The organism is Vibrio casei, from assembly GCF_002218025.2.
GTDB lineage: Bacteria > Pseudomonadota > Gammaproteobacteria > Enterobacterales > Vibrionaceae > Vibrio > Vibrio casei.
In genome coordinates this window covers 2,486,016-2,495,589 of the sequence record NZ_AP018680.1, presented here as the reverse complement: position 1 = coordinate 2,495,589, position 9,574 = coordinate 2,486,016, and the positions used below count along the sequence as shown (strand labels likewise).

General features: G+C 44.6%; 20 protein-coding genes. All 20 read left to right on the top strand.

Annotation, left to right across the window (positions count from 1 at the left end):
• Positions 1-11: 11 nt before the first annotated feature.
• The 20 genes from rplD (at position 12) to secY (ending at position 9,549) form a co-directional block, all read left to right on the top strand.
• Entirely contained in the window at positions 12-614 is a 603-nt protein-coding gene (gene rplD, locus VCASEI_RS11690) for a 50S ribosomal protein L4 (protein WP_086962113.1), read from the top strand.
• Positions 611-913: a 50S ribosomal protein L23 gene (gene rplW, locus VCASEI_RS11685; RefSeq protein WP_017026392.1), complete on the top strand. Its 303-nt coding sequence runs from the start codon at positions 611-613 to the stop codon at positions 911-913. The genes rplD and rplW overlap by 4 nt, the downstream gene beginning before the upstream one ends.
• A gap of 15 nt (positions 914-928) precedes the next feature.
• Positions 929-1,753 carry a 50S ribosomal protein L2 gene (rplB, locus tag VCASEI_RS11680; protein WP_086962111.1) on the top strand — a complete coding sequence of 275 codons (825 nt, stop codon included), beginning with the start codon at positions 929-931 and terminating at the stop codon, positions 1,751-1,753.
• A gap of 19 nt (positions 1,754-1,772) precedes the next feature.
• Complete coding sequence (rpsS, locus tag VCASEI_RS11675) at positions 1,773-2,051, top strand: 30S ribosomal protein S19 (RefSeq protein ID WP_004398469.1); 279 nt, start codon at positions 1,773-1,775, stop codon at positions 2,049-2,051.
• Positions 2,052-2,061: 10 nt separating this feature from the next.
• Positions 2,062-2,394, top strand: coding sequence for a 50S ribosomal protein L22 (rplV, locus tag VCASEI_RS11670; RefSeq protein ID WP_086962109.1), 333 nt, complete (start codon positions 2,062-2,064; stop codon positions 2,392-2,394).
• 20 nt (positions 2,395-2,414) lie between these two features.
• Complete coding sequence (gene rpsC / locus VCASEI_RS11665) at positions 2,415-3,116, top strand: 30S ribosomal protein S3 (RefSeq protein ID WP_086962107.1); 702 nt, start codon at positions 2,415-2,417, stop codon at positions 3,114-3,116.
• Between the two features lie 11 nt (positions 3,117-3,127).
• Positions 3,128-3,538 carry a 50S ribosomal protein L16 gene (gene rplP / locus VCASEI_RS11660; RefSeq protein WP_017026388.1) on the top strand — a complete coding sequence of 137 codons (411 nt, stop codon included), beginning with the start codon at positions 3,128-3,130 and terminating at the stop codon, positions 3,536-3,538.
• Positions 3,538-3,729: a 50S ribosomal protein L29 gene (gene rpmC, locus VCASEI_RS11655; RefSeq protein WP_017026387.1), complete on the top strand. Its 192-nt coding sequence runs from the start codon at positions 3,538-3,540 to the stop codon at positions 3,727-3,729. Before rplP ends, rpmC begins: the two co-directional genes overlap by 1 nt.
• Positions 3,729-3,983 carry a 30S ribosomal protein S17 gene (rpsQ, locus tag VCASEI_RS11650; RefSeq protein ID WP_017026386.1) on the top strand — a complete coding sequence of 85 codons (255 nt, stop codon included), beginning with the start codon at positions 3,729-3,731 and terminating at the stop codon, positions 3,981-3,983. Before rpmC ends, rpsQ begins: the two co-directional genes overlap by 1 nt.
• 166 nt (positions 3,984-4,149) lie before the next feature.
• Entirely contained in the window at positions 4,150-4,521 is a 372-nt protein-coding gene (gene rplN, locus VCASEI_RS11645; protein WP_017026385.1) for a 50S ribosomal protein L14, read from the top strand.
• A gap of 14 nt (positions 4,522-4,535) precedes the next feature.
• The gene (gene rplX, locus VCASEI_RS11640) at positions 4,536-4,850 is read left to right on the top strand and encodes a 50S ribosomal protein L24 (RefSeq protein WP_086962105.1); all 315 of its coding nucleotides are present in this window, start codon (positions 4,536-4,538) and stop codon (positions 4,848-4,850) included.
• Between the two features lie 14 nt (positions 4,851-4,864).
• On the top strand, positions 4,865-5,404 hold the full coding sequence (gene rplE / locus VCASEI_RS11635; RefSeq protein ID WP_017026383.1) for a 50S ribosomal protein L5: 540 nt from the start codon (positions 4,865-4,867) through the stop codon (positions 5,402-5,404).
• A 17-nt stretch (positions 5,405-5,421) separates the two neighbouring features.
• Complete coding sequence (gene rpsN / locus VCASEI_RS11630; RefSeq protein WP_086962103.1) at positions 5,422-5,727, top strand: 30S ribosomal protein S14; 306 nt, start codon at positions 5,422-5,424, stop codon at positions 5,725-5,727.
• 29 nt (positions 5,728-5,756) lie between these two features.
• Positions 5,757-6,149, top strand: a complete 393-nt coding sequence (gene rpsH / locus VCASEI_RS11625; protein ID WP_086962101.1) for a 30S ribosomal protein S8 — start codon at positions 5,757-5,759, stop codon at positions 6,147-6,149.
• A gap of 10 nt (positions 6,150-6,159) precedes the next feature.
• A complete protein-coding gene (gene rplF / locus VCASEI_RS11620; protein WP_086962099.1) occupies positions 6,160-6,693 on the top strand; it encodes a 50S ribosomal protein L6 in 534 nt (177 codons plus the stop codon).
• Between the two features lie 9 nt (positions 6,694-6,702).
• Positions 6,703-7,056 carry a 50S ribosomal protein L18 gene (gene rplR / locus VCASEI_RS11615; protein WP_086962098.1) on the top strand — a complete coding sequence of 118 codons (354 nt, stop codon included), beginning with the start codon at positions 6,703-6,705 and terminating at the stop codon, positions 7,054-7,056.
• 14 nt (positions 7,057-7,070) lie between these two features.
• Positions 7,071-7,571: a 30S ribosomal protein S5 gene (gene rpsE / locus VCASEI_RS11610; RefSeq protein ID WP_086962096.1), complete on the top strand. Its 501-nt coding sequence runs from the start codon at positions 7,071-7,073 to the stop codon at positions 7,569-7,571.
• 6 nt (positions 7,572-7,577) lie between these two features.
• Complete coding sequence (gene rpmD, locus VCASEI_RS11605) at positions 7,578-7,754, top strand: 50S ribosomal protein L30 (RefSeq protein WP_086962094.1); 177 nt, start codon at positions 7,578-7,580, stop codon at positions 7,752-7,754.
• 5 nt (positions 7,755-7,759) lie between these two features.
• Entirely contained in the window at positions 7,760-8,194 is a 435-nt protein-coding gene (gene rplO / locus VCASEI_RS11600; RefSeq protein ID WP_027697913.1) for a 50S ribosomal protein L15, read from the top strand.
• A gap of 20 nt (positions 8,195-8,214) precedes the next feature.
• The gene (gene secY, locus VCASEI_RS11595) at positions 8,215-9,549 is read left to right on the top strand and encodes a preprotein translocase subunit SecY (protein ID WP_086962092.1); all 1,335 of its coding nucleotides are present in this window, start codon (positions 8,215-8,217) and stop codon (positions 9,547-9,549) included.
• The last annotated feature ends 25 nt before the right edge of the window (positions 9,550-9,574 follow it).

The following is a 9,574-nucleotide window of genomic DNA, read 5'->3' as shown; positions in this document are numbered from 1 at the left end:
AGGAGTAAGTAATGGAATTGATGGTTAAAGGTGCTGATGCACTAACTGTTTCCGAGACTACTTTCGGACGTGAGTTTAACGAAGCTCTTGTACATCAAGTAGTTGTTGCATATGCAGCAGGTGCTCGTCAAGGTACACGTGCTCAAAAGACTCGTTCTGAAGTATCTGGTGGCGGCGCTAAACCATGGCGTCAAAAAGGTACTGGCCGCGCGCGTGCTGGTACAATCCGTAGCCCAATCTGGCGTACAGGTGGTGTTACTTTTGCTGCGAAACCACAGGATCACAGCCAAAAAGTAAACAAAAAAATGTACCGTGGTGCTATGAAAAGCATTCTTTCTGAATTAGTTCGTCAAGAGCGTTTAATCGTTGTTGATAACTTCTCAGTTGAAGCGCCAAAAACTAAAGACCTAGTTGCTAAGCTTAAAGATCTTGAGCTAAACGATGTTTTAATCGTAACTAGCGAAGTAGACGAGAATCTATTCTTAGCTGCTCGTAACCTTTACAAAGTTGATGCACGTGATGTTGCTGGTATTGATCCAGTAAGTCTAATCGCATTTGACAAGGTTCTAATTACTGCTGACGCAGTGAAGCAAGTTGAGGAGATGCTGGCATGATCAGTGAAGAGCGTCTACTAAAAGTTCTACGTGCTCCACATATCTCTGAAAAAGCGACAATGGCTGCTGAAAAAGCAAACACAATCGTTTTCAAAGTTGCTATTAACGCAACTAAAAAAGAGATCAAAGCAGCTGTAGAGAAGCTATTTGAAGTTGAAGTTAAGTCTGTAAATACCCTAGTTCTTAAGGGTAAGACCAAGCGTCAAGGTATGCGTGAAGGCCGTCGTTCAGACGTGAAAAAAGCTTACGTTACCTTGAAGGAAGGTCAAGACCTTGACTTCGTTGGCGGTGCTGAGTAACAGGAGTAGTTAAAAATGGCTATTGTTAAGTGTAAGCCGACTTCCCCTGGTCGTCGCCACGTTGTTAAAGTAGTTAATGCTGACCTTCACAAAGGTAAGCCTTACGCACCGCTTTTAGAGAAAAACTCTAAAAATGGTGGTCGTAACAATAACGGTCGTATTACTGTTCGTCACATTGGTGGTGGTCACAAGCAACACTACCGTGTAATTGACTTTAAACGTACTAAAGACGGTATTCCAGCGAAAGTTGAACGTCTTGAATACGATCCAAACCGTAGTGCAAACATTGCTTTAGTATTGTATGCAGACGGTGAACGTCGTTACATCATTGCACCTAAAGGCATTCAAGCTGGTGATGCGATCCAATCTGGTGTTGATGCGCCTATCAAAGCAGGTAACACCCTGCCGATGCGTAACATCCCAGTAGGTTCGACTATTCACTGTATTGAACTTAAGCCTGGTAAAGGTGCACAGCTGGCTCGTTCAGCTGGCGCATATGCACAACTTGTCGCTCGCGATGGTTCATATGTGACTCTACGCTTACGTTCTGGTGAGATGCGTAAAGTATTATCTGAAGGTCGTGCAACTATCGGCGAAGTAGGTAATGCAGAGCACATGTTGCGTGAACTTGGTAAAGCTGGTGCTAACCGCTGGCGCGGTGTTCGTCCTACCGTTCGCGGTGTGGTAATGAACCCAGTAGACCACCCACACGGTGGTGGTGAAGGCCGTACATCTGGTGGTCGTCATCCAGTTTCTCCATGGGGTATGCCAACTAAAGGCTTCAAAACCCGTAAGAACAAACGCACTGACAAGTACATTGTACGTCGTCGTAACAAATAATCTATAAAGAGGAATCGCCATGCCACGTTCTCTCAAGAAAGGTCCATTTATTGACCTACACTTGCTGAAGAAGGTAGAGAAAGCGGTGGAAAGCGGAGACAAAAAGCCTATTAAGACTTGGTCCCGTCGTTCAATGATCATTCCATCAATGATTGGTTTGACCATCGCTGTCCATAATGGTCGTCAACACGTTCCAGTATTCGTAACCGATGAAATGATCGGTCACAAATTGGGCGAATTTGCACCAACTCGTACCTATCGCGGCCATGCTGCAGATAAGAAAGCTAAGAAGAAATAAGGAGTAAATAATGGAAGCTATTGCTAAACATAACTTTGCTCGCATTTCTCCTCAGAAAGCTCGCTTAGTTGCAGATCAAATCCGTGGTAAATCAGTAGATCAAGCTCTTGAAATATTGACATTCAGCAACAAAAAAGCTGCTGAACTAATTAAAAAAGTTCTTGATTCTGCGATTGCAAATGCGGAACACAACGAAGGTGCAGATATCGACGATCTATCAGTCGCTAAAATCTTCGTAGATGAAGGTCCTATCATGAAGCGTATTATGCCTCGTGCTAAAGGCCGTGCGGATCGTATCTTGAAGCGTTCAAGCCACATCACTATTGTTGTAGCAGATCGCTAAAAGACTAGGAGAGTAAGCAAATGGGTCAGAAAGTACATCCAAATGGTATTCGTCTTGGCATTGTTAAGCCTTGGAATTCTACATGGTTTGCTAATACCAACGAATTCGCTGACAACCTAGACGGCGACTTCAAGGTACGTCAATTCTTAACGAAAGAATTGTCTAAAGCATCTTTATCTCGCATCGTTATTGAACGTCCAGCGAAGAGCATCCGTGTGACTATTCATACAGCTCGCCCTGGTGTTGTTATCGGTAAAAAAGGTGAAGACGTTGAGAAGCTACGCGCAGCTGTAGCTAAAATCGCAGGTGTACCGGCGCAAATTAACATTGCAGAAGTACGTAAGCCTGAGCTAGATGGTCAATTAGTGGCTGATAGCATTTCGTCTCAACTAGAACGTCGTGTTATGTTCCGTCGCGCTATGAAGCGTGCCGTGCAAAACGCAATGCGTCTAGGTGCGAAGGGTATTAAAGTAGAAGTAAGCGGCCGTCTTGGCGGTGCTGAAATCGCGCGTACTGAATGGTACCGTGAAGGCCGTGTGCCACTACATACTCTACGTGCTGATATTGACTACGCAACTTCTTCGGCTCACACCCAATACGGTGTGATCGGCGTTAAAGTTTGGATCTTCAAAGGAGAAATCCTTGGTGGAATGCCAGATGCTAATGCGGTAGAGCCAAAGGCTGACAAGCCTAAGAAGAAGCCACGTCAAAGCCGTAAGTAAGGAGTCGACTGATGCTACAACCTAAACGTACTAAATTCCGTAAGGTTATGACTGGTCGTAACCGCGGTCTAGCGAAAGGTACTGATGTGAGTTTCGGCGAATACGGCTTAAAAGCTGTAGGCCGTGGTCGTATCACTGCTCGTCAGATCGAAGCGGCTCGTCGTGCAATGACGCGTCACGTTAAGCGTCAAGGTCAAATCTGGATTCGTATTTTTCCAGACAAACCTATCACAGAAAAACCTCTTGAAGTTCGTCAAGGTAAAGGTAAGGGTAATGTAGAATATTGGGTTGCCCAAATCCAGCCTGGTAAAGTGATGTACGAGATGGGTGGTGTACCTGAAGAGTTGGCACGTGAAGCGTTCCGCCTAGCGGCACGTAAACTGCCTATAAAAACAACTTTTGTAACTAAGCAGGTGATGTGATGAAAGCACAAGACCTACGCGAAAAAAGCGTTGAAGAGCTTAACGCTGAGTTATTGAATTTGCTACGTGAACAGTTCAACTTGCGCATGCAAGCTGCGACTGGTCAACTACAGCAAACTCATACTCTGAAAGCTGTACGCCGTGATATCGCACGTGTTAAGACTGTTTTGACTAGTAAGGCAGGCGCATAATGAGCGAAACTACTCGTACGACTCAAGGTCGTGTAATTAGCAACAAGATGGATAAGTCTATTGTTGTTGCTATCGAACGTTTTGTTAAACACCCAATTTATGGGAAGTTCATCAAACGTACGACAAAAGTACATGCACACGATGAAAACAACGAATGTGGCCAAGGCGACAAAGTTGAAATCTGTGAGTGTCGCCCTCTGTCTAAGACTAAATCTTGGACATTGGTTAAAGTTCTAGAAAAAGCGAAAATTTAATTTTCCCTTATTTTTTAGGATTTTAAAGCGGCTCCAAAGGTTTTTTTGGAGCCGTTTATTTTTTGACTACCTTTCTAAAAGAAACGGTGGTACAATTCGCAGCCCTTGTAAAAGAGGCAGCCCGACCCGTGATGGGTCTAGTTTTAATATTTAGCGGAGCACTAACATGATCCAAATGCAAAGTACACTCGACGCAGCGGATAACTCCGGCGCTCGCAGAGTAATGTGTATTAAGGTTCTGGGTGGCTCTCACCGCCGTTATGCACATATCGGAGATATCATTAAAGTTACTGTTAAGGAAGCAATTCCTCGCGGTAAAGTTAAAAAAGGTGATGTCCTGAAAGCGGTAGTGGTGCGCACCCGTAAAGGCGTTCGTCGTCCAGACGGTTCTGTCATTCGCTTCGACCGTAATGCTTGTGTATTGTTGAATGACAATACTGAGCAACCAGTCGGTACACGTATCTTTGGTCCTGTGACTCGTGAACTTCGTAATGCGAAATTCATGAAGATTGTATCACTAGCACCTGAAGTTCTGTAAGGAGCGGCAATAAAATGGCAGCTAAAATCCGTCGTAATGACGAAGTAATCGTTCTTGCTGGGAAAGATAAAGGCAAGCGCGGTAAAGTATCTAAGGTTCTCGAAACTGGTAAAGTTTTCGTTGAAGGTATCAACCTTGTTAAGAAACACCAAAAGCCTCAACCGGCTCTAGGTCAACAAGGTGGCATCGTTGAACAAGAAGCAGCTATTGATGCTTCTAACGTTGCAATCTTCAATGCATCTACTGGTAAAGCGGATCGTATCGGTTTCCGTTTGGAAGAAGGCAAAAAAGTGCGTTTCTTCAAATCAAACGGTGAATTAATTAAGTAATTTGGAGTTCTACTATGGCGAAACTGCATGATTACTACAAGTCGTCTGTAGTCGCTGAACTGACCAAAGAGTTCAGCTACACAAGCGTCATGCAAGTCCCTAGGATTGAGAAAATCACCCTAAACATGGGCGTTGGTGAAGCTATCAACGATAAGAAACTGCTTGAGAATGCAGCAAGTGATATGGCGACCATTTCTGGTCAAAAGCCTCTTATCACTAAAGCGCGCAAATCAGTCGCTGGTTTCAAAATTCGTGAAGGCTACCCAATTGGTTGTAAAGTAACCTTGCGTGGCGAGCGTATGTGGGATTTCTTGGAGCGTTTGATTTCTATCGCTCTTCCACGAGTACGTGATTTCCGTGGTGTTAGCGCTAAGTCTTTTGACGGACGCGGTAACTACAGCATGGGCGTTCGCGAGCAAATCATCTTCCCGGAAATCGACTACGATAAAGTCGATCGTGTTCGCGGTCTTGATATTACTATCACGACGTCTGCAAACTCTGATGAGGAAGGCCGAGCTCTGCTGGCTGCCTTTAACTTCCCATTCCGCAAATAAGGTGAAGGGTTACTGTTATGGCTAAACAATCAATGAAAGCACGTGAAACTAAACGTGCAAAGCTTGTAGCACAATACGCTGAAAAGCGTTCTGCGCTAAAAGCAACTATCAGTGATGTTAACGCATCTGAAGAAGATCGTTGGAATGCAGTTCTTAAACTGCAGGCTCTTCCACGTGATTCAAGTGCATCGCGTCAGCGCAACCGTTGCAACCAAACTGGTCGTCCACACGGTTTCCTACGTAAATTCGGTCTAAGCCGTATCAAAGTTCGTGAAGCTTGCATGAAAGGCGAGATTCCTGGACTTCGTAAGGCTAGCTGGTAATTGCCACTTAATCATTTGGAGTAAATCATATGAGCATGCAAGATCCGATTTCGGATATGCTGACCCGCATTCGTAACGGTCAGGCAGCAAACAAAGTTGCTGTGAAAATGCCTTCTTCAAAGCTTAAAGTTGCAATTGCTACTTTACTTAAAGCTGAAGGCTACATCGCTGACTTCGCTGTTGAAAGCGAAGTAAAACCAGTGCTAGAAGTTACACTTAAGTACTTCCAAGCTAAACCAGTAATCGAGCAAATCCAACGTGTTTCACGTCCTGGTCTACGCGTCTATAAAAATAAAGACACGTTACCGACTGTGATGGGCGGTTTGGGTGTTGCTGTTGTGTCCACTTCCAAGGGTCTGATGTCTGACCGTGCTGCTCGTAAGGCAGGTCTTGGTGGTGAAATCATCTGTTACGTTGCGTAAGGAGTAGGATATGTCTCGTGTTGCTAAAGCACCAGTTGCCATCCCTGCCGGCGTAGAGGTGAAACTGAACGGCCAAGAAATCACTGTAAAAGGTGGTAAAGGTGAATTAACTCGCGTACTAAACGACGCTGTAGTTCTTTCACAGGAAGATAACAACCTAACGTTTACACCAAAAGAAGGTGTATTTAAAGCGAATGCTCAAGCTGGTACAGCTCGTGCACTTGTTAACAACATGGTTGTTGGTGTTACTGAAGGCTTTACTAAGAAGCTAGTTCTTAAAGGTGTAGGTTACCGTGCTGCCATTAAAGGCAATGCAGTTGGCCTAACTTTAGGCTTCTCACACCCGGTTGAGCATGCTCTACCTGAAGGTGTTAAAGCTGAATGTCCAAGCCAAACTGAGATCATTTTAACTGGTTGTGATAAACAACTCGTTGGTCAAGTTGCAGCTGACATTCGTTCTTACCGTGAGCCGGAGCCTTATAAAGGCAAAGGTGTTCGTTACGCAGATGAAAATGTGCGTACTAAAGAAGCTAAGAAGAAGTAAGGTAACACTATGGATAAGAAAGCATCTCGCATCCGTCGTGCTACACGCGCACGTCGTAAGATTGCCGAGCTAGGTGCAAATCGCCTAGTAGTACACCGTACTCCACGTCATGTGTACGCTCAGGTTATCGCACCAAACGGCTCTGTGGTTATCGCTTCTGCTTCTACTGTAGAAAAGGCGATCCGTGAGCAAGTTAAGAATACTAGTAACGTTGACGCTGCTAAAGCTGTAGGTAAAGCTATTGCTGAGCGCGCTATCGAAAAAGGCATCTCAGATGTGGCTTTCGATCGTTCTGGTTTCCAATACCACGGTCGAGTGGCGGCACTTGCAGATTCTGCACGTGAAGCTGGTCTGAAATTCTAAGGTAGGGTTGGAAGATGGCTAAACAAGAACAACAAGCTTCAGATTTGAATGAAAAGCTAATCGCTGTTAACCGTGTTTCTAAAACGGTTAAAGGTGGTCGAATCTTTAGCTTTACTGCACTAACAGTAGTTGGTGACGGTAATGGTCGCATTGGTTTCGGTTACGGCAAAGCCCGTGAAGTACCAGCTGCGATTCAAAAAGCAATGGAAAAAGCGCGTCGTAACATGGTTACTATCGCTCTTAACGAAGGCACACTTCACCATTCAGTGAAGGGTCGCCACACAGGCTCTAAAGTTTACATGCAACCAGCCTCTGAAGGTACAGGTATCATTGCCGGTGGTGCAATGCGTGCAGTACTTGAAGTTGTAGGCGTTCATAACGTACTTGCGAAAGCGTACGGTTCAACGAACCCTATCAACGTCGTTCGTGCTACGATCGATGGTTTGAGCGGCATGAAGTCACCAGAAATGGTTGCTGCTAAGCGTGGTCTAACTGTTGAATCTATTTCGGAGTAAGAACACATGGCAACTATTAAAGTAACTCAAACTAAAAGCTCAATTGGCCGTCTACCAAAGCACAAAGCTACTTTGCGCGGTTTAGGCCTTCGTCGAATCAACCATACTGTTGAACTAGAAGATACTGCTTGCGTACGCGGCATGATCACTAAAGTTCAATATATGGTTAAAGTTGAGGAGTAATCAGAATGCGTTTGAATACTCTATCACCGGCTGCGGGTTCTAAACCTTCTAAGAAGCGTTTAGGTCGTGGTATCGGTTCTGGACTAGGTAAAACTGGTGGCCGTGGTCACAAAGGTCAAAAGTCACGTTCTGGCGGCTCTGTTCGTCCAGGTTTTGAAGGTGGTCAAATGCCTTTGAAACAACGTCTACCAAAATTTGGTTTCACTTCTCGCAAGAGCCTAGTGACTGCTGAAGTTCGTCTAGCTGAGCTAGCGAAAGTAACGGCTGACGTTATCGATCTTGACAGCTTGAAAGCTGCTAACGTAATCACTAAGAACATCGAGTTTGTTAAAGTTGTTCTTTCTGGTGAAATCAGCAAGCCAGTAACTGTTAAAGGTCTACGTGTGACTAAAGGTGCTGTAGCTGCTATCGAAGCTGCTGGCGGTAAAATCGAAGCTTAATCTTCGAAGGATAGGTACAGATGGCTAAAAAACCAGGACAAGATTTCAGTACTGCTAAACAGGGTACTGGTGAATTAAAATCGCGTTTATTATTCGTAATCCTCGCGCTTTTGGTATTCCGAGCTGGCTCTTTTGTGCCGATTCCTGGTATTGATGCGGCTGTACTTGCCGATTTGTTCGAACAGCAAAAAGGTACCATCATTGAAATGTTTAACATGTTCTCTGGTGGTGCTCTTTCGCGTGCATCTATATTAGCGTTGGGCATCATGCCGTATATTTCGGCCTCGATTGTTGTCCAATTGCTAACTGTAGTTCATCCAGCGTTAGCGGAACTCAAGAAAGAGGGTGAAGCAGGCCGTCGTAAGATAAGCCGATACACACGCTATGGCACGCTTGTACTAGCAACTTTCCAAGCAATTGGTATTGCAACTGGTCTGCCGAATATGGTCCAAAATCTGGTCGTTATCGATCAAACCATGTTCACAATCATTGCTACCATCAGTTTAGTAACTGGCACCATGTTTTTAATGTGGTTAGGTGAACAAATTACTGAGCGCGGAATTGGTAACGGTATCTCGTTGATTATTTTCACGGGTATTGTTGCTGGGTTGCCAGCTGCAATCGGACATACAATTGAGCAAGCGCGTCAAGGTGAATTGAACGTGCTTCTTCTGTTGTTAATCGCTGTGGTTGCGTTCGCTGTTATTTATTTCGTTGTTTTCATGGAACGTGGTCAACGTCGTATTGTCGTTAACTATGCGAAGCGTCAACAAGGTCGTAAAGTGTTTGCAGCACAAAGTACGCATTTACCATTGAAGATAAACATGGCAGGTGTAATCCCTGCTATCTTTGCTTCAAGTATTATCCTGTTTCCAGGTACTCTAGCTCAATGGCTTGGCCAGAATGGTGAGAGTAAAACATTTGGTTGGTTAACGGACGTGTCTTTGGCACTAAGCCCTGGTCAACCGTTGTATATAATACTTTATGCGACAGCAATTATTTTCTTCTGTTTCTTTTATACAGCGATGGTGTTTAACCCTCGTGAAACAGCAGATAATTTGAAGAAGTCCGGTGCATTCGTACCCGGCATCCGCCCAGGTGAGCAGACAGCAAGATACATAGACAAAGTAATGACTCGCTTAACGCTGGTTGGTGCTTTATATATTACCTTTATTTGTCTAGTCCCACAGTTTATGATGTCCGCATGGAACGTTAAGTTCTATTTCGGCGGTACATCACTACTTATTGTAGTGGTTGTTATCATGGACTTTATGGCACAGGTACAGACTCATCTGATGTCTCAGCAGTATGATTCTGTGTTGAAAAAAGCAAACCTTAAAGGCTACGGACGCTAATTTAGCAGCGTAGTTTTAGGTTTCA